Origin of the sequence: Shewanella alkalitolerans (assembly GCF_019457575.1) — a bacterium.
In the GTDB taxonomy this organism is placed as follows: domain Bacteria; phylum Pseudomonadota; class Gammaproteobacteria; order Enterobacterales; family Shewanellaceae; genus Shewanella; species Shewanella loihica.
On sequence record NZ_CP080422.1, the window covers coordinates 3,544,660 to 3,566,214 of the forward strand.

18 protein-coding genes are annotated in these 21,555 nt (G+C 56.8%); 10 read left to right on the top strand and 8 right to left on the bottom strand.

The window, feature by feature from the left end; all coding sequences use genetic code 11:
* Positions 1-44 precede the first annotated feature (44 nt).
* The gene (gene mgtE / locus K0J45_RS15490) at positions 45-1,400 is read left to right on the top strand and encodes a magnesium transporter (protein ID WP_220043192.1); all 1,356 of its coding nucleotides are present in this window, start codon (positions 45-47) and stop codon (positions 1,398-1,400) included.
* A gap of 6 nt (positions 1,401-1,406) precedes the next feature.
* On the opposite strand, the gene K0J45_RS15495 is transcribed toward mgtE, so the two are convergent.
* Positions 1,407-2,300, bottom strand: coding sequence for a mechanosensitive ion channel family protein (locus tag K0J45_RS15495; RefSeq protein ID WP_220043193.1), 894 nt, complete (start codon positions 2,298-2,300; stop codon positions 1,407-1,409).
* Between the two features lie 603 nt (positions 2,301-2,903).
* On the opposite strand from K0J45_RS15495, the gene K0J45_RS15500 reads away from it, so the two are divergent.
* Genes K0J45_RS15500 through proC form a run of 5 tightly spaced genes read left to right on the top strand, consistent with a single transcriptional unit; the run spans position 2,904 to position 7,849 of the window.
* Entirely contained in the window at positions 2,904-3,080 is a 177-nt protein-coding gene (locus K0J45_RS15500) for a hypothetical protein (RefSeq protein ID WP_220043194.1), read from the top strand.
* Between the two features lie 4 nt (positions 3,081-3,084).
* Positions 3,085-4,581, top strand: coding sequence for a sodium/proline symporter PutP (gene putP, locus K0J45_RS15505; RefSeq protein WP_011866809.1), 1,497 nt, complete (start codon positions 3,085-3,087; stop codon positions 4,579-4,581).
* Positions 4,582-4,593: 12 nt separating this feature from the next.
* Positions 4,594-5,694 carry a glutamate 5-kinase gene (proB, locus tag K0J45_RS15510; protein WP_011866810.1) on the top strand — a complete coding sequence of 367 codons (1,101 nt, stop codon included), beginning with the start codon at positions 4,594-4,596 and terminating at the stop codon, positions 5,692-5,694.
* 2 nt (positions 5,695-5,696) lie between these two features.
* Positions 5,697-6,944, top strand: coding sequence for a glutamate-5-semialdehyde dehydrogenase (locus K0J45_RS15515; protein WP_220043195.1), 1,248 nt, complete (start codon positions 5,697-5,699; stop codon positions 6,942-6,944).
* 23 nt (positions 6,945-6,967) lie between these two features.
* Positions 6,968-7,849, top strand: coding sequence for a pyrroline-5-carboxylate reductase (gene proC / locus K0J45_RS15520; RefSeq protein WP_258406842.1), 882 nt, complete (start codon positions 6,968-6,970; stop codon positions 7,847-7,849).
* Between the two features lie 79 nt (positions 7,850-7,928).
* Here proC and K0J45_RS15525 read toward each other — a convergent pair whose 3' ends face one another.
* The 3 genes from K0J45_RS15525 to K0J45_RS15535 all read right to left on the bottom strand — a co-directional run bounded on the left by K0J45_RS15525 (position 7,929) and on the right by K0J45_RS15535 (position 11,101).
* Positions 7,929-9,224, bottom strand: coding sequence for a glycerophosphodiester phosphodiesterase family protein (locus K0J45_RS15525; protein ID WP_220043196.1), 1,296 nt, complete (start codon positions 9,222-9,224; stop codon positions 7,929-7,931).
* A gap of 69 nt (positions 9,225-9,293) precedes the next feature.
* Positions 9,294-10,082 (bottom strand): alpha/beta fold hydrolase, encoded by a 789-nt coding sequence (locus K0J45_RS15530; RefSeq protein WP_220043197.1) that lies wholly within the window; start codon positions 10,080-10,082, stop codon positions 9,294-9,296.
* Positions 10,079-11,101 carry a M14 family zinc carboxypeptidase gene (locus K0J45_RS15535; protein ID WP_220043198.1) on the bottom strand — a complete coding sequence of 341 codons (1,023 nt, stop codon included), beginning with the start codon at positions 11,099-11,101 and terminating at the stop codon, positions 10,079-10,081. The genes K0J45_RS15530 and K0J45_RS15535 overlap by 4 nt, the downstream gene beginning before the upstream one ends.
* A 268-nt stretch (positions 11,102-11,369) precedes the next feature.
* Here K0J45_RS15535 and K0J45_RS15540 point away from each other — a divergent pair, with 268 nt between their 5' ends.
* Positions 11,370-11,897 carry an acyloxyacyl hydrolase gene (locus tag K0J45_RS15540; RefSeq protein ID WP_220043199.1) on the top strand — a complete coding sequence of 176 codons (528 nt, stop codon included), beginning with the start codon at positions 11,370-11,372 and terminating at the stop codon, positions 11,895-11,897.
* A 69-nt stretch (positions 11,898-11,966) separates the two neighbouring features.
* On the opposite strand, the gene K0J45_RS15545 is transcribed toward K0J45_RS15540, so the two are convergent.
* Both K0J45_RS15545 and K0J45_RS15550 read right to left on the bottom strand, forming a co-directional pair.
* Positions 11,967-13,622 (bottom strand): endonuclease, encoded by a 1,656-nt coding sequence (locus tag K0J45_RS15545; protein ID WP_220043200.1) that lies wholly within the window; start codon positions 13,620-13,622, stop codon positions 11,967-11,969.
* Positions 13,623-13,833: 211 nt separating this feature from the next.
* On the bottom strand, positions 13,834-14,514 hold the full coding sequence (locus K0J45_RS15550; RefSeq protein ID WP_220043201.1) for an energy-coupling factor ABC transporter permease: 681 nt from the start codon (positions 14,512-14,514) through the stop codon (positions 13,834-13,836).
* Positions 14,515-14,758: 244 nt separating this feature from the next.
* Here K0J45_RS15550 and K0J45_RS15555 point away from each other — a divergent pair, with 244 nt between their 5' ends.
* A complete protein-coding gene (locus K0J45_RS15555) occupies positions 14,759-15,847 on the top strand; it encodes a GGDEF domain-containing protein (RefSeq protein WP_220043202.1) in 1,089 nt (362 codons plus the stop codon).
* A gap of 137 nt (positions 15,848-15,984) precedes the next feature.
* Positions 15,985-17,655 (top strand): amidohydrolase, encoded by a 1,671-nt coding sequence (locus K0J45_RS15560; RefSeq protein WP_220043203.1) that lies wholly within the window; start codon positions 15,985-15,987, stop codon positions 17,653-17,655.
* 55 nt (positions 17,656-17,710) lie between these two features.
* Here K0J45_RS15560 and K0J45_RS15565 read toward each other — a convergent pair whose 3' ends face one another.
* Entirely contained in the window at positions 17,711-19,222 is a 1,512-nt protein-coding gene (locus tag K0J45_RS15565; protein ID WP_220043204.1) for a hypothetical protein, read from the bottom strand.
* The gene (locus K0J45_RS15570; RefSeq protein WP_220043205.1) at positions 19,222-20,874 is read right to left on the bottom strand and encodes a hypothetical protein; all 1,653 of its coding nucleotides are present in this window, start codon (positions 20,872-20,874) and stop codon (positions 19,222-19,224) included. Before K0J45_RS15570 ends, K0J45_RS15565 begins: the two co-directional genes overlap by 1 nt.
* Positions 20,875-21,199: 325 nt before the next feature.
* Between K0J45_RS15570 and K0J45_RS15575 the strand changes: the two genes are divergently transcribed.
* Positions 21,200-21,502, top strand: a complete 303-nt coding sequence (locus tag K0J45_RS15575; protein ID WP_220043206.1) for a DUF1840 domain-containing protein — start codon at positions 21,200-21,202, stop codon at positions 21,500-21,502.
* Positions 21,503-21,555: the final 53 nt, after the last annotated feature.

Genomic DNA, 21,555 nt, shown 5'->3' on the forward strand with positions numbered 1-21,555 from the left:
ACGGACAGGCCGAGTCGTGCAACCCAGGCAGTAAAGGATATCGAATGACCGACAAATTTCAGCAGCTTGCAGACAAGATAGATGCCGCCTTACTCACAGGCGATAACACCGCCATTGCGACCATCTTAGCCGAGATAGCCAGCGCCGAAATCGCCAGGCTGCTGGAGTCCCTACCGCCAAAGGAGAGGCTAAGCGTCTGGGCCCAGGTTGCCCCCAAGCGCTGCGCCAAGGTGCTCCTGGCCCTACCCCAGCCCCAGCGCCGGGCGCTCATTCAACATACGGATGAAGCCAAGCTGATCGCCGGTCTTAGCCAGATGCAGATGGATGAGCTGGCGGATATCGACGCCGACCTGCCCATGCCAGTGGTCTCGGCCATGGTGCAGGCGATGGACTCCCAGCGCAGGCAGAGATACGAGCTGGTCAGAGAATACCCCGATCAGAGCGCCGGCGGCCTGATGGATGTGGATATCAGCGCCCTGCGCGCCGATGTCTCGATAAAAGCCGCGCTGCGCTATCTGCGCCGATTGCGTCAGCGCGAAGGCCAGCTGCCGGAACATCTGGACAGCCTGATGGTGGTCGATAGAAACAACACCCTGGTCGGCATCATCCCCCTGAGTCTGCTGGTTTCCAGCGAGATGGACACCAGCATAAGCGAGCTGATGTCCACAGAGATCACCAGCTTTACCCCAGAGATGTCCGCCAGCAAGGTAGCGCAAGTCTTTAAAGACAAGGATCTGCTGTCGGCCCCCGTGGTGGACGGTGAGCATAAGCTGATTGGTCGCATCACTGTGGATGATGTGATCGATGTGATCCAGGATGAAGCCGACAAGGCCCTCTATTCCCAGGCGGGTCTGAACAATCACCCAGACCTGTTTGCCCCCATAGTACGCAGCGCCAGCCGCCGGGCACTCTGGCTCGGCATCAACCTACTCACCGCCTTTCTGGCGGCCTGGGTGATCGGCCTGTTCGAGGCGGCTATCGAGAAGGTGGTTGCCCTCGCCGTGCTCATGCCCGTGGTGGCCAGCATGGGCGGCGTCGCCGGCAGCCAGACCCTCACCATGGTGACCCGAGGCCTGGCACTGGATCAGATCAATCGTAATAACATCATCAAGTTGATTGGCCATGAGTTTGGTATCGGCGCGCTCAATGCCCTGCTGTGGGCATCATTAGTCGCCTTCATCGCCCTCAGGTGGTTTGGCGACTGGCAGCTGGGGCTGGTGTTTGGTCTCGCCATGGTGATAGTGCTGATCACCGGCGTGTTGGCCGGCGCCAGCATCCCTGTGCTGCTGAAGAAGATAGGCATAGATCCGGCGCTGGCGGGCGGCGTGGTGCTGACCACAGTCACAGATGTGGTGGGCTTCTTCGCCTTCTTAGGATTGGCAACCCTGTTCATTCTTTAAAGCTGATTATTCAGCGGCTTTATCCTCAGAGTTGCCTCGCGGCGCCTTGACTATCTTAAGCTCGCCATCCAGATGTAGATCCCGCTGAGGAAAGGCGATCACTATGTCGGCCTGGGTAAACAGCTTGTAGATGCGAAAACGGATATCGCTACGGATCCGACGAATGTCCGCCTCTGTGTTGGCGCACACCCAGAAGATGCCATCGAAGATGAGCGCGTTATCGCCAAAGTCTTCGAAGATGGCTACCGGGGACGGCGTAGTCAAGATCTCCTCATGCTCATCCAGGGTCTGCTTGATGATATCCGCCACCCGCTCCACATCCGACCCATAGGCAACACCCACCCTCACGGTCGAGCGGGCGATGTTGTCTATCAGTGTCCAGTTGGTGACGGTATTTTCCAGCAGCTGGCTATTGGGCACCAGCATATGCACACCGTCGTTGCGGCGGATCAGGGTCGAACGGGTATTGATGCTCTCCACCACCCCCTTGGTCTCGCCTATCTCCAGAAAATCGCCGATGCGGATCGGCCGCTCCCACATCAAGATCCAACCGCTAATGAAGTTGTTGATGATGTTCTGCGCGCCGAAACCGACACCGATTGCCACGGCGCCCGAGACGAAGGCGAAGGCCTTAATGGGAATATTGAGGATCTCCAGGCCGGTCACCAGGATGATGGCGATCGCCAGGATGAGATAGATGCGGGAGAAAAGATGCACCGCATCCGGGGCGACCTTACGGGCCAACAGGGCGCGGCGGATCAGCTTGCCGATGCGAGTCACGATAAACCAGGCCAGCAGCAAAAGCAGCGGCACCTGTAACACCTGGGAGACGGTGATCGCCGAGTCTCCGTAGGTGAAGAGAACGAATGATAAGATCTCTTTAATATCCTGCCAGCTCATGCCCCGCCCCTCGCTTTGCGCCGTTCATTGAGTATAACAGCCAAGGCGAAAAGCGTGATTTAGCCATCGGGGTCAATCACTTGGGCATTAGATCCCATTATGCCTCCACCGTTAGCCGCTACAACTCCAAGCTCATAGCTGCCAGGAGGCCAGCATTCATCTTTACCTCAGAGGTCTTTAGGCTTGGCACGCCCTTCAAAGCGCAAACCAAATAGTTACAGATATAATAAATACTGAATTTAACCAAATCTCTTGCATAGCTAGCCTAGGCACTGATATCACTCACACCCTGTCGCTATTGCAGCGGTAGCTAGCAAGCTCATCCGCGTTTACGGCAGCAATCACACAATGCAAATCCGTCTATAGGCCCTAATAAAATTAGGCTTATTATCTTTTTATGTTTTTATTTTCCGTTATGACGCATCCACAGCAATCCCTTTGCCAACAAGGGATACAGGCTGATTTCAACCAGATACCTTTAAGGCCTCATCCAAAACCGGGGTGGAAAAATAGATCGACCGAATGTTAATATAGTTCGAGCACTAACTATTAGTTGTGTAATTAATTTTTATAAGGAAAACTCACTTCGCTCGGGAGGGCACTATGTCGTCAGACAATGCAACGGAAGAAAATCTCATCTCACAGGTGTGGCACACCGCCCGCCGCAAGGCCACTTACGCCATGCAACTCACCTGTCTTTTCGCCATCTTAAGTACCTATCTTTTTGTCATGTTGAAACCCGGTGGGATTCAAAATAACAAAGCGTTAGGAGGCCACTAACTCAATGCATTATTTAACCTACATCTCCCTCGCTATCTATTTTCTTGCCATGTTGGCCATAGGCCTGTTTGCCTACCGCCGCTCGACCGATGATGTGTCGGGCTACATCCTGGGCGGCAGACAGGTGAGCCCTCAGGTCACCGCCCTCTCAGCCGGTGCGTCCGACATGAGTGGCTGGATGCTGATGGGTCTGCCCGGTGCCATGTTCCTGGTGGGCTTCGAGACCATCTATATCGCACTAGGCCTGTTACTTGGCGCCTTGGTGAACTATCTGATCGTCGCGCCTAAGCTCAGGGTCTATACCGAGGTGGCCAACAACGCGCTGACGATTCCGGAATTTTTCGCCAAGCGCTTTCATGACCCCAGCTGCAATGTACGCATCATCTCTGCGGCCATCATAGTGATCTTCTTTACCCTCTACACCTCGGCAGGCCTGGTGGCGGGCGGTAAGCTGTTCGAGTCGGCCTTCGAGGTCAACTACGAGCTGGGACTGGTGATCACCCTAGGGGTCGTCGTCTCCTACACCCTGCTGGGCGGCTTCCTGGCCGTCAGCCTGACCGACTTCGTCCAGGGCTGTATCATGTTTGTCGCGCTGATCTTGGTGCCCGTGGTGGCCTATCAGGAGTTCAGCAACGCCGACAAGATGATGAACTTCGCCTACGAGTCTATCCCTCATTTCGGCGAGGCGATGCAAAACGTCACCCTGCTTGGACTCATCTCTGCGCTCTCCTGGGGCCTGGGTTACTTTGGTCAGCCCCATATCATAGTGCGCTTCATGGCGATCCGTAGCGTGTCTGACATCAAGACGGCCAAGAACATCGGCATGAGCTGGATGACGGTCACCATCATAGGCGCCCTGGCCACCGGCCTGGTGGGTATCGCCTATGCAAACAAGTTCGACATGAAACTGAGCGACCCTGAGACCATCTTTATCGTCTTCTCTGAGCTCTTGTTCCACCCCTTGATCAGCGGCTTCCTGCTGGCGGCGATCTTAGCGGCCATCATGAGCACCATCTCGTCTCAGCTACTGGTGTCATCCAGCTCGCTGACCGAAGATATCTACCGCGTGGTGTCGAAGAAGGAGGCCAGCGAAGAGGAGATGGTGAAATTGGGACGCTTCGGCGTAGCCGGGGTGGCCATAGTCGCCAGCCTACTGGCACTGGATCGCTCCAACAGCATCTTATCTTTGGTGAGTAATGCCTGGGCCGGCTTCGGCGCCGCCTTCGGTCCGCTGGTGCTGTTTAGCCTGTACAAGAAGAACCTGACCCATAAGGCTGCCGTAGCCGGTATCGTCGCCGGTGCCGCCACCGTACTCTTCTGGATCTACGCACCCGTGCTGCCCGAGGGTAAGGCTCTGAGCTCCATGCTCTATGAGATGATCCCTGGCTTTATGGCCAGCAGCCTGGTGATCTGGGGCGTGAGCGCCTTAGATGGCGATCCATGTGAAAACACCATAGAGACCTTCGATGAGGCCGGGCGTCAACTAGCCGAGCAGAGATAAGGCGGGGGAAACATGGCAAACATACACTGGAAACGCATCGTCGTTAAGGTGGGTAGTGCCCTGATCGCGCCCCATAAGCAAGGATGCAGCAGCCACTATCTGCTGGGTATCGCCCAATTTATCGCGAACTGCCGCGCCCAAGGCGTCCAGGTCGTCCTGGTCTCCTCGGGTTCTGTGGCCGCCGGCTGGCACCGACTGGGTGACGTCAAACAGCCAAGCGTATCGCAGAAGAAGGCGATGGCCGCCGCGGGCCAGGCCGATATGATGGCCACCTGGGATAAGTTATTCGACTTTCCCTCGGCCCAGCTACTGGTTACCCATGGGGATCTCAGGGATCGCGAGCGTTACATCAGCATCAAGAACACCCTGTTTAGCCTGCTGGACCACGGCCTGCTGCCCATAGTCAACGAGAACGATGCGGTCACCACAGACACACTGCGTGTCGGTGACAACGACAACCTGTCGGCCATGGTCGCGGCGGCGGCCGATGCCGACGCCCTGATCATCTGCTCCGACGTTAACGGGCTCTACACCAAGAATCCCCAGCTGCACGATGATGCCAAGCTGATCAAACAGGTGAACGAGATCAATGAAGCCATCTACGCCATGGCTGGCGGAGCCACCAGCGAGGTCGGCACCGGCGGCATGCGCACCAAGATAGAGGCGGCCGAGAAGGCGATCGCCCACGGCATAGAGACGGTGATCATCAATGGCTTCGACCCCGATGCCTTCAACCGTCTGCTCAAGGGGCAGAACCCGGGCACCCTGTTTACCCCATTCGACCAGCCCATGCAGGAGCATGTGCACTGGATGACCCATACCTCACAGGCCCAGGGCGAAGTGATTGTCGAAGATAACTTCGACGCCCCCCTGGACGACCAGGAGACGCAACTGACCAGCGACGATGTGGTGGCCGTAAAAGGCAACTTTTCCGTCGGTGACACCATCTTAGTGCGCAAAGGCGATGGCACTAAGCTGGCGAAGGCCCAGGCCAATTACAGCAGTTGCTTACTGAGTTTTATCGCCAAGCAACCGGACCGAGCCTTTGCCCACGATGTCGAGCAGCAAACCGGTCCCATCTTAAGCGATGAGAACATCGCCATATTGGAGTAAATATGAGCATAATTGAACCCCTATCTAGGGATGCCGCCCAGGCCGCCAAGACGCTGGCCCAGGTCGACACCCAAACCAAGAACACCATCTTACTGGACATGGCACGCAGCCTGCGTGACAACAGCTTCGAGATCCGCAGCGCTAACCTAATCGACCTGGCCTCCGCCGAGCAGGCGGGGCTGAGTCACGCCATGATAGACAGACTCACCCTGGACGGTGATCGCATCGAGGCGATGGCCCATGGAATAGAGAACATCGCCACCCTGCCCGACCCTATCGGTGTCCAGCGCGACCTGAGTACCCGTCCTAACGGCCTCGCCATCAGCAAGATGCGGGTGCCGCTCGGTGTGGTGTGCATGATCTACGAGGCGCGCCCCAACGTTACCGCCGACGCCGGCGCCCTCTGCTTCAAGTCGGGCAATGCGGTGATCTTAAGAGGCGGCAAGGAGGCGCTGCACACCAGCAAGGTGATCGCCTCTGTGCTGCAGAAAGTCCTCAAACAGTATGGCCTGCCGGCCTCGCTAATCGCCGTGGTGCCAGACCCAGACCGCGCCCTGCTGATGGAGCTGATGCAGCAACGTGAGACCATAGACGTCATCATCCCCCGCGGCGGCGAAGGCCTGATCAACTTCGTCACCGAACACAGCAAGGTGCCCGTTATTCAGCACTTTAAGGGTGTCTGCCACCTGTATGTGGATAAGGATGCGGACCTGGACAAGGCACTGGTCCTGCTGCTAAACGGCAAGACCCAACGTACCGGCGTGTGTAACGCCCTCGAGGGCCTGCTGGTACACAGCGAGATAGCCCCCAAGTTTCTCGCCATGGCGGCCACCGCGCTGGCCAAGCACCAGGTAAAGATCAACTGCTGCGCCAATACCCAGCAATACTTCAATGGAGCCCAGGTGATCAGCGATGAGGCGTTTGGCCAGGAGTATCTTACTCTCGAACTCGCCGTGCGTCAGGTGAAGGATTTTGACCAAGCCGTCGCCCATATTCATCGCTTCGGCAGCCGCCATACCGAGGTGATCTGCACCGAAAATGAGCTGACCGCCAAACGCTTTCAGCGCACGGTCGACGCCTCTGTGGTCATGGTCAACGCCTCGTCGCGCTTCTCCGACGGCGGCGAGCTGGGCCTGGGCGCCGAGATCGGCATAGCCACCACTAAGCTGCATGCTTACGGCCCCATGGGGCTGGAGTCCCTCACCACGGAGAAATACCTGGTCAATGGCGACGGTCAGATCCGCGCCTAAAAAACATTCATAGGAGGCCCAACATCTCTTATCAAGACCCGGGGTTAAATCCCCAGTTACGCATCGCCTTCATCGGCGGCGGCAACATGGCCAGCGCCATCATTCGCGGCCTGATCAAGCACGGCCACAGGAGCGCACATATCCTGGTCTGTGCCCCCAGCCAACGCACACGCAGCCGCCTGGTGCAGGATTTTAATGTCAGGGTGCACTCGGACAACAGCGCCGCAGTGGCCTTTGCCGACATCATCATACTGGCGGTGAAACCCTTCATCGTCCCCTTGGTGTGTAACGAGTTACGCCCCCTGCTTGAGCAAGTTAACAATCGGCTAACTAAACAGCGTAGCGACCAAGAGGGCGAGCAAAAATTGCTGATCTCCATAGCGGCAGGACTAACCCATGCCAGCATCTCAGACAAGCTGCCCCAAAATGTTCAGCTGGTCTGCGCCATGCCCAACCTGCCAACGGCCATCGGCAAGGGACTCACCGGCCTCTATGTGCCGGGCCACCTGGACAGCCAGGCCGTCGATGATGCCGAGCAGTTGATGCGCGCCGTCGGCGATACCGTCTGGCTCGAAGATGAGCAGCAGATGGCCAGCATAGTGGCTACCGCCGGCAGTTCTCCCGCCTATTTCTTCCTGTTTTTAGAGGCGATGGAGAAAGCCGCCATCGCCCAGGGGCTGCCAGCCAAGACCGCTAGCAAGGCGGTGCTGCAGAGCGCCATGGGCGCCGTCTCTATGGCGATGGCCAGCAAGGAGGGACTCGCTAATCTACGCCATCAGGTCACCTCCCCTAAGGGCACCACAGAGCAGGCGGTGCTGGCCTTTCAGCATGGGGATCTCGATGCCTTAGTCGCCAGGGCGATGGACAGCGCCGCCCGCCGGGCCAAGGAGCTGGCGCTCGGCTAAGCCGCGCCTTTTGCTGAACCGCTAAATCAAAGAGGCGCGCTCATTTGAGCGCGCCTCTTGTTTAATCGCCTTGAAGCGTCTATTTCGCCATGCAGTTGGCGTAGTAGGTCACGGTCGCCGGCCAGTCGCTAAACACGCCGATCACCCCAACATCCTTCGCCAGTACATCCAGCAACTCGAAGGCCTTACCTTCATCCTTGATCGCCTCGGTGATGCTCTGATAGTACCAGCCGCCGCCCTGGGTCAGCAGGCCCGAACGCTCCAGGGTCCAGGTGATGATCTTAAGGCCCGCCGCATTAGCCGCCTTGGCATATTCCGATGGCACTATCTTGCCCTCATCGTCCAGCGTAACCAATACCCAGAGCGGCGGCGCGATGATCTGCACGCCATCGGTTGCCAGGCTATCCATGCCGGGTGACCAGGTGCTGCTGTCCTGGGGGTCGAAGTCGCTCAGATCGTATCTGTCATCCAGGTAGACCGCCTGCTGACCAAACTCGGGCGTATTGGCAATCCAATATTTCACGTCATCGAGGTTGAACGACTGAGGATAGACGCTAGATGGCGAGACACCGGCCGCCTGATACTCATCCAGCATCATCTGGGCATAGTCTGCTTGCGTCATGCCATCAAACGGCATGGTCACGCTCGGCGCCTTCAGTTCTGGGGTCATTTTGACGCCTGCCGCCTTAAACATGGCGATGCTCTCGGCGTGGGTCATCAGGGTGCCCTCGCCGGCGTAGAGATCCGTGCGCCAACTTTCGGTGCCCGCCATATACTCTTGCACATTGGTGGCCTTAGGGTTGGCGCCATCCATCTTGCCCTTGAGGCGCTTGAAATCGGCCAGAGTGATGTCGCTGGTACAACAGGTGGCACTGGCGCTCACGCCGTTAACGGCATCGGCCGGGGTGAAGGGCACGCTACACTTGGCGGCGATATCATCGATGGCCAGAATGTTGGTGGTGGTGGCCAGGTCACACTGGGAGTGACGGCACACCAGCGCCTTGTCGGCGGTAAAGGTCACGTCACACTCCACCACGCCGGCGCCCGAGTCGATGGCCGCCTGGTAAGACTCTTTCGTATGCTCGGGAAACTGCATCGCCGCGCCGCGATGGCCGATGGCAAAGTCGCTGCGATAGAAAGGCCCCTGACGGCATTGCTCCAGCTGACTCTTAAGGTCGCCGTCGACCATCTGATCCACCAGAAACAGGGGACGAACACCCACCTGGGCAGGAACCTGCTTATCGATACCCATCACTTTGATGAGGGGATTGCTCGGTTCCTGACTGTCATCATCATTGCTATTACATGCCGCCAGGCTGAGGCTTCCCAGTAGGATGCCCGCTAAGGCAGTTAGATTAGCTGATTGAATTCGCACTTTATTATTCCCTTAATTAACCATAGTCGGCCAGGGATACTAGCCAGTGCAGATGACAGTTAGACAACATTAATGTGACGATTGGCCACCATCATCCTTGATGTTCGCCTGCAGACTGGCCTGCAGCGCCTCGGGGGCGTCCAGGCTGATATCGTGACCGCAACTCGGCAACACCAGCGCCTGAGTATGGTAGAAGCTGGCCAGCGCGCGGCTGCAGCGGGGGTCGGCCAGACGATCCTCGGCGGCGCAGATAACCGTCACTGGAATACTCGACAGCGACGGTGCCTGAAAGCGAGCGCAGGCGATAAGCTGACGAACGCCGTTGCAGAGGCCGGTATGGCGCTCATCGCGCCAGCGGCTCCAGTTGGCGATCAGCGCCAGATTGTCGCCATGATACAGGCTGGTGTATTGCAGCACGCAGGCCTCCACCAGGCTAAGACCCGAGCCCAGCTGGGTCAGCTTGAGGCGCACTCCGCCTAACATCGCCCTCAGCAGGGGCAGCAGACGAAAACGGCGATACCAGGGGGAGAGATTGGCGGCGCTGCTATTGAGCACCACCACCTGACGGATGCGATCCGGATAGCGACTGGCCAGGGCCAGCGCCGTCATGCCCCCCATGGAGAGGCCAATCAGCACCACAGACTTGCCCCTAAAGGGATTGATATGGGGCAATACCTGGCCCCAGACGCTGTCGCAATAGGCCTCTATACTCGTGGGGCTTAGCTCAGATGTCAGGCGACCATTACCGGGCAGATCCACTGTGATCACCCGCTCGCCGGCAGCAATCAGGCGCTCGACAAAGCCCTGCCAGTGGCGTTCGTCGCGCATCAAGCCTCTAAGCATTACCCAGGTGGTCATCTTGCTCCTCGATTAAACCAAAGCCGCAGCCCCTCGGCGGTGAGCATTGACAGCTCGGACGGCGAGAGGCGCTCCAGCACCCTGCCGTAGGCGGCGTCGAGCAGAAACTGCATCAACACCACATGACGACGCAAGATCCTGTGGTGTCTGTGGGGCGCCTGAGGATTGAAGTAGCCGGGAAAGTTAAACAGCTGACGCGGATTCTTGCGCACCCAGGCCCATGACCCCATCTCTAAGGTTAGCGGTACGAAGGGGGTCTTGCCGTCAACCTGAGTCACCAGATAATCCCAGATGTCGCCGTGGGTGCGATAGAAATGACTCTGGGGCGCCAGCTGATAGTGGCCGTGGTGGGGATAACCCTTCTCAAACAACTTATGCAGTTGATAGACATAGCCTATGCCGGCAAATGGCTCGCGGGTGTGGGCATGGGGAAACCAGAGGTGATCCTTGAGCCCGAAGCCCGAGTGGGCATCGAGCGCCAGCAGGCTACTGCTGCGCGCCTGTAGCGAGGTGACATAGTCTATCAAGGCCTTGGTTTCCGCCGCCATCGCCTCGCCGCGATACCAGGGCAGATGACGGGAGAAGCGCTGCCCGCCGACCAGGAAGGTGACTCCCTCCTGCGCCTCTATGGGAGCGTTGCGCATCAGGTCCACATCCTGACCATTGCCACGACTGCCGCGCAAGAACCCCGCCGGATTTACGATAGGCACGAAGGCCAGCCTTACCTTTCTTAATAGCGCCTGCAGGTGCGTGTCCCAGTCGAGGCGGTTAAGCAGACTGCCGAGAAACGCCAGCACCACCTGGGCGCCGATACGCTCGACCCCATGCACCCCGCCGACAAAGAGCACGCAGGGCGCGTCGCTTTCTTGTGCCCCCAGCTCGATGGCGGTTACCGATAGCGCCTCGCCGCGGTAGTAGAAGTCCAGCAGTGAGCGATGCCGAAAATGCGCCTGATGCTGGGCGATCAGCCGCTTTAGGGTATCTATCTCGAAGGCATGCTCGAAGGAGAACCGGCTCATTGCCCCAGCTTAACACTGCTTATCCATGGGCTTAACTTAGCCTGACAATGCGACAGGGAGATGACACTCGCCAGACCTGGATTGGGGCACTTTAACGAGAGGCTCTGTGATTTAGACTAACCTTAATTTAAGCGCTTTAATTAAGAGATTTGCTCTAAAGACTTTAATTTAGCGGCCTTACCTTATCGACTTTGCATTAGCGGCTTTCGGCCGGCATCAGGGCTTTAGCTAATCTCCTGACAAGGCCACATCTTCTAAGGATAACCCAATGAAAAATTTGTTTATTATCTTGGGCCTCTCACTCTTGCCGCTATCGGCATTCGCCGATTGGGGCCTGAGCTACAGCCTGGGGCAAACCAACCCCAAATGGCATGGTTCGGATAACGCCAGGGCCCACCGACTCGCCCTGGTCTATCCTATCCCCATGCAAGACAATCTGCTGACCCGCCACAACCTCGGCATCAATCTGGAGCTGGCCTACCACTACTGGCAAGACTACACCCCGAGGGACAATCATGGCGTGTCACTCATCCCAGTGCTCAGCTATCAATATCCCCTGGAGAGCCTCAGCCTCTACTTCGAGGGAGGCATAGGCATCACCTATATCGACAGCGAGCACTACCTTGACCGCAGCCTGGGCTCCCACTGGCAATTCGAAGACAAGTTAGGCGCCGGCGTGATACTGCAAAAGCACCACAAGCTCGGGATCTCCTTCAACCATTACTCTAACGCCAATCTTGCCAGCGAGAACGATGGCTTCAACGTGGTTGGTCTCAGCTATGGCTATTTCTGGTAGTCCTTTATGGGCATAAAAAAGCGCAGCCTTGAGGCTGCGCTTTTCATCAAACAGGTACGCTAACTAAGCCTAGGGACAAGATGCGCCGTAGATCTCGCTCACCCAACTGCTGTTATCGATGAAAGGATTACGGTTCTTCTGCCACTCGAATACACGGTTGTTGCGGCGGCGCTCCCAGTCGCTGACCGGATCTTGCTGATGCCAGCGATACAGGGTACAGAGATCCCCAAGCAGAGCCTCGCCATTACCGGTAACACCACTCACCACGCTGAGATCCGGCGTGCCACTGGCATCGTTACCCTCATACCTGACATCCATATAGAACACCATACGCGCCACATCGCCCTTCACCTCATCGCGCGGCTCGAAGCTATCGGCATCAGTAAAGTTGCCCGGCGCCTCTGAGATCTCATCGCCGCCGGCGGCAAAGTCTTTGTTGCTGCGGCTGCTGTTCACCGTAACATCTGCCGGACGCAGGTGATGCAGGTCGGTATAGGCATACTGACTGCTGCTAGGGAAGCCATGGCTCTTGGCCCAGACGTGTTCACGGTTCCAGGCATCAAGTGAGGTACTCAATCCGGCCCGATTCGTCTTAGGCTCAGAGCGGCCCGAGTACAGCAAGATCACATTGTTGCTGTTGGCCGGATCTTCATCGGCATAGTTAAGTCCATCCCACACCTGGCTATAGCTGAAACGGGTATGGCCCTTAATGATCCCATTCAGGCTGGCCTTTAGCGCCGCGCCGCTTTTGCCTATCGCATCGCCATAGTAGCTGGTATAGACATAATCGCCATTGTCGCCGGCCGAGCCGTCACCGCCAGTGCCCGAGCCACTACCTGAACCATCGCCAGAGCCAGAACCATCGCCGCCACTCGCCACGTTATAACTTAGGCTGAGCGACACGCCACTAAAGGCCTCATAGGCATTGATGTTCACATAGTAACGCCCGACCACAGGCGTGGTGACGCTGCAATGCTCGTTGTTGCCGGTAAGATAAGGGGCGCAGTCATACTCTGACAGTGTAGGCTCGCTGCCCTGGCGCAGATAGAGATCGGCATCCCCTGTGCCACCACTCATCGTGATCACCACATCGCTCGCCCCTTGAGGAAGGTCGAACAGGTAGCTGAGAGTCTGCCCCTTGGCGGCGTTAAGGTCAGATTTTGGCTGACCATTGCCCAGCAGATTGTCGCTGCCACCTGCGGAGGTGTCGCAGCTATCCAGGCTACCCGTGCCCGGCGTGCCGGCGTTGTCCATGGCACTCCAGTCGGCCTGTGACTTAGTGTTGATCACTGTGGTTCGCGCCAGGGAGACGTCGCGCACATTGAGCGACCAGCCACTCAGGCCGCCTTCCCAGGCGACCAGATCCACCTCTTCGCTGCCCTTCGACAGGCGCACGAAGTCGCCTGAGTTGCCCAGGGTTAACGACATGGGAGATTGATCTGGATTGGTGTTGAACAGGCTGTAGAAGCCCGCCTGGTTGGCCGCCACCGTATAGTAGGCGCCTGGGGCAAGCATGCCCTGCAAGGCCTGGCTGCTGCCGTTGTCGCTGAGCTGGTACTGACTCAAGTCGATACTGCTGCAGCCGGCGTTATACAGCTCGACATACTCTTCGACGCTGTCATTGTTGGGCGCATCGTATAACACTTCGCTGATCAGCAGATTGGCATTGGCATTGAAAGCCAGGCCAGCCACTAACGCAGCCGTTGATAACTTATACATATCCATCGTAAATTTTCACTCTAGTATTTTTATTATTGAGCCCGGCCTAAGGCCTGGGCTGACCCCGTACGCCCCGAAGGTAAATCCCTTCGGGGAGCACAAGGAGGCATACTAACGCCCCAAGGTTACAAATTGAAACATTTAAACCATCATCTTGATAACCTTTGATTAAAATCAAGCTAACAGGGAGTTCTCACAGGATCTTTACAACAGGTGCTTAGAAATAAGTTCTGTCCGAGTAGTCATAGAGCCATTCGGGACGATAGACCACCATCAGGGTCACCGCCATGCCATTGAGCAGCGCCTCGGGGAAGGCCAGCAGCGGGATCAGCAGCAGGTAGTTATCCGTCAAATAGGCCCAGTCATAGTCGGTCGTCAGGTAGAGCCAGGTCGACCAGCTGAGTATGTGAAACACTATGCAGAGGAAGGCGTTCATGAAGGCGCCGCAGAAGATGTAGACGAACAGATGGTGCGGCAGATATTTAAACACCTGACTGTAGACCACATAGCTGAGAAACAGCGGCAAGGCGATAGCTACCAGGCCATAGATGGCGAAATCCAGCGGCAACTTGAGCATGAAGGTGGCGAAGAAGGCGACCGGCAACAGCAGCGCCAGGGTAGCCAGGCGCCAACCAAACATCAGCATCAGAGTCACCAGGCCGAGAAAGTGGGCATGAATCCCCGGGGTGATGCTGGCATCGATGAGCCAGAGGGCATTGACGAAGAAGATGGCCAGCAGTAAGCGGGTCTGCAGCGCCTTATCCTTAAGTAGCGCCTTCACATCCTCGACCGGCCAGATGGCCCAAAGCCAGAGTGCCAGCACGGCCATGGTCAGCAGCTGGGCGCCACCAAATTGCCAATTTATCTCACTCCATCTTTGTAGCAAGAATGCCGTCATCGCCTTTCTAACCCCATCAAAATCCTAGCGGCCCGCTTAGCGCAAATGTCCGCTAATATCTTTCGTTAAACCGCTTCCCCTTGGCGCTCACCCTAGCATAGACCCTAACGGGGCGTCATCAATCCTTAGCTAGTCAGGAGTAAAAGATTGCGAAAACCAACCGAAAAATCACCTCGATATAAGCCACTGTTAATCTACTTAATTTTGGGTAATAATCCTCTGACGCAGTGAGGAAAGGGACATCATGCTAAAGTACTGGTACAAAGACTTTGCCCAATATCCACCGGGGCACAGAGACTATTGGCGCACCCGTTTGATCGGCCATACCCTGCTGCTCAGCAGCAGCTTCTTCCTGGTGCTTACCCTGCTCAATATCTTCTATTTCGAGAGCTATGAGTACGCCACCCTGGACGCCAGCGGCTTCGTGCTTTCCCTATCGATTCTGGCCTTCTTCAACCGCACCGCCAACGTCAACCTCGCCTCCTGGGCGGTGACCCTGATGGTCACCGGATTGATCCTCCTGTTCGTTGCCTCGGTGGGCGGCTATGCCCACTCCCTCTATTGGGCAACCCTGATCCCGCCGTTCGCCTTCTTCCTCCTCGGACGGCAACGAGGCAGCCTGGTCTCTCTAATCGCCTTCGGGGTTTGCGCCTATATCGTCTATAACCAGATCCAGGAGGCTAGGCCCGTCACCTTCGGCATGGGCGCCCTGTTCAATGTCATCGAGGTATCGATTGCCCATATCTTGCTGTTTCGCTTCTACGAGGGCACCCGCTCCTCGGCCTATCGTCAGCTGGGCGAGCGCAACGCCAAGATCCAGAAACTGGCCGAGACCGACAAACTCACCGGTCTCTACAACAGAGAGAAGCTCGACATCACGCTGGAGGAGTATGTGCTGCAGAGCCGTCACCGACAGACTCCCTTTAGCCTGCTGATTCTGGATGTGGATTACTTCAAGCAGATTAACGATGCCCACGGTCACCTGACCGGCGATCGCGTACTGGTCCAGCTGGCCGACAGCCTCAGGAGCCTCTGCCGTGAGGGAGATTTTCTGGCCCGTTGGGGCGGCGAAGAGTTCGTGATCCTGCTGCCCGAGACCCAACTCTCCCTCTGTGTCGCCGTTGCCGAACAGCTACGCCAGGATATCGCCGCCCAGAAGTTTGATGGCCAGTCTCTCACCATCAGCCTGGGGGCCGCCCAGCTCAGGGAAGATGACACGACCAAGACTCTGGTCAACCGCGCCGATAACGCCCTCTATCAGGCCAAGCACACGGGGCGCAATCGGGTCGTGGCCGAAGCCGAAAGCCCCCACATCCGCGCCGTTAACGACTAAACATCAGCAATTAAGGCCGCTACTGCGGCTTTAGCTCAGGCTATCCTGGCGCGTACCAGTCACTACCTATGGCTAGTTTGCCAGCGGCGCTTAAGCTGCTAGTATGAAACCAATAACAACCTAAAAAAACCAATAATATGAATACCCTAACTAAAGTAAGCCTCGCCGTTGGCCTGCTGCTTTCTGGCAGCACCCTCGCACAAACCACCCTAATCCATAACCTCAAGGGCTACACCCTAGAGCAGGGCAAGCTGACCCAATTTAGCGCCATCGCCTTTAATGGCGACAAGATAGAGAAGATCTACCAGCAGCGGCCGAGTGAACTGCAAACGCAATCCACTAACGTCAAAGTGATCGATGCCAAGGGGCAGACCATGCTGCCCGGACTCATCGATGCCCATGGCCATGTGCTCGGCTGGGGGCTAAACCTTATACGGGTCGATCTCAAGGGCAGCGAGTCTGAACAAGCAGCCGTAGAGAGAGTTCAGGCCTTTAGAAAGCAAAACAGGGATCTTAACTGGGTGCTGGGCCGGGGCTGGAACCAGGTGCTCTGGCCAGAGAAAAGCTTCCCCACCGCCAAAGCCTTGGATAAGGCCTTTCCCGACACGCCCGTGTGGCTAAGACGGGTCGATGGCCACGCCGGCTGGGCCAACAGCACCGCCATGAAGCTAGCGGGCATCAATGGCGACACTCAGGCCCCCAGCGGCGGCGAGATAATCCGCGACGATAAGGGACAACCCAGCGGCGTGTTTATCGACAATGCCATGGCGCTGATCGAACAGCAGATCCCGGCACTGACCCAGGCGGAGCAGGCCCGCGTACTACGTGCGGCCATGACAGATCTCGCCCGTCTCGGCCTCACCAGTGTGCACGATGCCGGTGTCGGCCACGATACCCTCGCCGCCTACCGCCAGCTGGCGGACGATAAGCAGATGCCGATCCGCATCTACGCCATGGTCGCCGCCGACGATAGCCAGTTCGACCAGACTCTGGCCAAGGGCCCCTATCGCCATCCTGGCAGCATGCTGGATATCAGCAGCGTGAAGATCTCCGCCGATGGCGCCCTGGGCAGCCGCGGCGCCGCACTGCTACAGGACTACTCGGATCTGCACGGCCATAAGGGACTGCTGCTCTACAAGGAAGATGAGCTGAAGGCCTTGATGCTGAAGTCGATGCAAGCGGGATTTCAGGTGAACACCCATGCCATTGGCGATCGCGCCAACAAGCTGGTACTGGATGATTACCAGAGTCTGATCGCCAAGACCCACACCAAGGCGCTGAGACACAGGATCGAGCACGCGCAGATACTGCAGCTGAGCGACATTCCCAGGTTTGCCGAGCTTGGGGTGATCGCCTCCATGCAGGCAACCCACGCCACCAGCGACATGAACATGGCCGAAGACAGGGTCGGCCCGCAGCGGATCAAGGGCGCCTACGCCTGGCGTAAGCTATTGGATAGCGGCGCGGTGATTGCCGCAGGTTCAGACTTTCCCATCGAGTCGGCCAATCCCTTCTTTGGTCTGCACGCCTCTATCACCCGCCAGGATCATGCTAACCGCCCAGAGCTAGGCTGGTATCCTGCCGAGAAGATGAGCCTCACCGAAGCGCTAAACAGCTTTACCCATGACGCCGCCTACGCCGCCCATCAGGAAACCCAGATAGGCGAACTGCTGCCCGGCATGAAGGCCGACTTCATCCTTTTAGAAAGCGATCCCTTCACCATGGACCCGCAGCAGCTATGGCAAACTCAGGTGAACCAGACCTGGGTCAATGGCAAGAAGGTGTTCGACATCCAGAGTAGCCGTTAGAGTAAGCCAACAAGGCGTCAGCCAAAAAAAAGCCCGGCTTGATTGCCGGGCTTTTTTATCCTCGCGATGACGCCAACATGGCGCGATACTCGCTGTCCAGATAGGCATCCACCGCCTCGGCGTCGATATGGCCGGCGTTATACCAGGCATACATCTCCTTAAGTGCCAGGTGACCGAAACGGCTCCAGCCCACCAGGTTAGTGCGCAGCAGAAACTGCACCATATCCCCACCGGAGCGTAGCGCCGCTTCGCCACCATCGATCAGACACATGCTACCGTGAGCCACCAACAGCATCCGCCTAAGCTCAGGATTGCTAGCCAGGGGAACACACTCAGACCAGGGCTTTTGATGGTAACAGCGCTGTTTCACCGTCCAGCCCAGACGGGTGATCAGCTCGGTCACCAGCACGGGCACGCAGAGGCCCAACCCATGACGCAGATCATAGCCTTGCTCAAACACCTTAGTGCAGACCACGGCGAAGCTCTGCCTATGCTGACCAAACTCGCCGACGTCCATAAACTGCAACAGATTATAGAAGGGAATAGGGATCCCCGAGCCTCGGCCATAATCGGGGCGGTTTCTGTCTATCCCCGACGAGCCGGACACGTCCGACATCAGATGTCCAAACCAGTTGGCCACGCCGCAGAAGATCTTGGCGATGAAGTTATGTCCCTGTAGCTCCGCCTCCGCCGAGATAGTCACTAGCTTACCTTCGCTGACGAAGCTGGCGCTATGGGTAAACTGGTTGATGATGGAGAAGAACAGCCCCACCAGGCAGGGACTGTGGGCCAGACTCTTGAGGTGATGATTCTTAGTGCTTAGATTTTTCACCGCGCCGCCCGTGCCATTAGGACCGAAGGAGGTGGCCTGATCATAGTTCACCTCAAATAGCCCCTCGAGATAGCTGATAGCACTGGAGGTCTGATTACCTCGCCCCCCCTGCCAGCCGTTGAAGCGGGCAAAGTTCTCCACCGCTTTTTCGGCCAGCTTGTCGGCGCCCCTGGTCAACTGGCTCTCTTTGGGCGTACCACCGAAGGCGAGATCGATGAGGCCACCAATCACACCTGCCGTGCCCGCTATGAGATAGTCGTACTTATCGCACTGGGCCCCCTTGAGCGAAAACTCTTCGGCGATCCGCTTCTCCAGCGCCACGCGCTGACTCAGGGTCATCAGTCGACGGTATGGGTCGCTGCTGAGATCTATCCCCTGCTGCTCGGCGTAATGCTCCACCGAGGCGATGTAAGCTTGCCAGCTCATCTGCTCGTTGAAGTCCAGGCTGGCTAAAGGCGTTAGCGCCCCGATGCCTAAGGTGATCTCCTCCTGGGTTACCTCGCAGTAACGGCTCACCTCACAAGAGATGGCGATCCCCTCATCGAAGGCGATGCCACAGCTGTCCAGAATCGACTGCATATCCTCTAGCATGGTATCCAGCGCCGCATCGTTTTGTGCTTGATGCTGATGCAGCGCCGACAAGGCGGCGTCCAGCTCGGCCATGCGTTGCTCCGACGCCTCGAGCTGATGCTGCTGGGCTAACAGGGCGGCCGCTTGCTCATCCTTGCTCGCCATCAGGAGAAGATCCCTGACAGCTTACCCTTAATCACATCGGCCACCTTAAAATAGCCAATGGCATCGAACACGGCGGCCAGTTTATCCAGCTCACGAGTCGGGATATCCGGCTTGATCTTAAGCACTGTGACGTTAACCGTCTCATCCCCTTGTTGAACCTCCTCTTCTACCTCCTGGTAGTATCCCATCACCAGGGCGTAGAACTGCTTCTTCAGCGGCTCCTGAGTCAGCGACTTCAACTTGGCCTCGTCCAGCTTGATAGGACAGCGCAACTTGATGCAGGAGTTCTGCATGACACCCGACTTCCTGCTCAGCACATCGGCGGCGCCCGTCAGCGATGTCATCATCTTCATCAGCTTCTGCACCTTGGCATCTTGAATACCGTAGCTGGCCACCGCCTGATTAAACTTGTCGGTGATATAGTTAAGATCGTTGATGAGCAGCGACAGTGTCGCCTGGGTCTGCTTAATCACCTCATTGAGCATAAGCTCCCGACGCTTGGTCTTATCCAGCTCGTTGGCGCCGGTGAAGTGCTTGATCCCCTTATAGGCACCGACTCCCAGCAATACAGCAACGCCTATGCCGGTTGCCATGCTGGAGAAGCCCAATGCACCACCCAGCCCCAGGGCGGCAAGCCCTGAGGTCATGCCCGCCGCCGAGAGTCCCACCACGGAACCCGACAGATAGACCGCGGCCAGCGGCACACCGACCGCGCCGGCCTTGGCCGATAACTCCTTCATGCCACGCTTGAGGGCGTCATCGGTAAAGTCTTCCCTGAGCATGTTGAAATCGTTCTTAATCGCCATCAGCGCCAACTCCACCTCATCATCGGAAACACCAAACAATGCTTGATGCTCGTCGAGGAAGGCGAAGTTTTCATAGGAGCCATCGTTGACGCTCATATAGGTACTGATAAGGTCTTTCACCAGAGAGATCTTCACCGCCTTGTTGTGGCTGGGCACGCACTCGGCGTCAATGGTGGCCAGCAGATCAACCAGGGGAACTTGATTGTGCTCGCTGGACAGATAACTGCGTAGCTCGAAGCGAGACTCGGTGGTCAGCTCCAGCCGGGTCATCAGCATCAGGATCTCGGAAAACTCCTTCTTATCCACCTCACCATCGTCGGCAAAGGCCATGTTGGCGATCACTTTGACATAGGCAACCTTTAACGTCTCTGACATCTCCGCCAGGGTGACTATCTGATTCTCCTCCTCGAAGTTGTCGCACTCGGTCACCGCGCGATTGAGGATCTCGGCCAGTAGTCGGTAGTCGCAATCGATTAGGCCGTCTATGGTGTTACATGAGCCATCCTTTCTCAGGAGCTCTACAACGACCTCCTTTTTCTCCTTACCCTTATCGTTTGTCGAAACATATTCGACATAGTCCACCTTCTCGATATCGTTATAGGGAAAGATCATCGGGTCATCGAACATAGGCTTAAACACCAAGTGTTCCCCGGTGAAGGCCAGACCATCCTTAGCGCTACCGAACAGGGTGTTGTCATAGATGGCAATGATGGTATTAACCCTGTCCGTCAGCCCCATAGACTTGGCCGCGTTGTTGAGTTTTTTCTCTGGGATCCCAGGAGCGACGAAGACATTCTTGCTGACGCTGCCTATGTTTTCTTTGATGAAGGTATTGATCTCTTGCATCTTGCTTCCTTGTGAATTGCGCGGGAAGATACGGCGAAAAAAGGGTCCTTCCCATGGTCAAATGCGCGATTGATGGGCGCCGAAATGAGTGTTGCTATTTATAGCATGTCCCATTACAGGCAAATGAAACCGAGGTCACAATCTCATCGAATGAAATTTAACAAAACGTTTAATAGACAATAGGTTATAATTTGATCTACGGGATATACAAGTGTGAATTGTTGCCCGCTGGCAAAGAAATATTCCGCCGCCGTTAGCGGCGGAAATGGCACTGAAACAGAGGGGAGACGCCCACCGAGCAGGGCATTCATCAAGGAGTCGCAACATGCTAGTCACCTTTAAAACCAAGCACTATGCCAACATCACCCTGTTTGGCGATGTGGCCCAGACCTTCCTAAAAATACTCGGCCATAGCAACTCGGTACCGGGGGCGATTCGCGCCGAAGATGTACCCGCAGCGCTGGCCCGACTGCAACAGGCGGTCGCCAATGCACCGATTCAGCCCCCACAGACAGAAGATGACGAGGACGATAAGGGCCCCTATGTGAGCCTAAGACAAAGGGCACTGCCCCTCATCGAGTTATTCGAGTCGGCGGCCAAGAATAATGACAACGTGATGTGGGAATAATCTGTAATACGAAAATAGGCACACATAAAATCGGCTCGTGAATATCCCTTATC